Genomic DNA, 277 nt, shown 5'->3' with positions numbered 1-277 from the left:
GGCCAATATTTTGAATCGCTTGGAATAAAGATTGCCTACACCCCGGTAGGAATTATGATTGCCCTGACGTTTATCGGGCTGCCGTTCGTTGTTCGTTCGGTTCAGCCGGTTTTACAGGAATTAGATCACCAATACGAAGAAGCTGCATCCACACTGGGTGCAGGTTCCGTTCAGATCTTTGTTAAAATCATCCTTCCAGCCATTTTCCCTGCTATTATCACCGGCTTTGCATTAGCCTTTGCACGGGCATTGGGGGAATATGGGTCCGTTGTCTTCA

General features: G+C 47.3%; 1 protein-coding gene. It reads left to right on the top strand.

Annotation, left to right across the window (positions count from 1 at the left end):
• On the top strand, positions 1 to 277 hold a 277-nt coding region (locus RYX56_RS22100; RefSeq protein WP_317124082.1), incomplete at both ends, for an ABC transporter permease subunit.

The organism is Alkalihalophilus lindianensis (genome assembly GCF_032843265.1).
In the GTDB taxonomy this organism is placed as follows: Bacteria; Bacillota; Bacilli; order Bacillales; family Bacillaceae_D; genus Alkalihalophilus; species Alkalihalophilus lindianensis.
The sequence above is the reverse complement of the archived record's forward strand: the minus strand, read 5'-3'. Positions and strand labels throughout refer to the sequence as shown.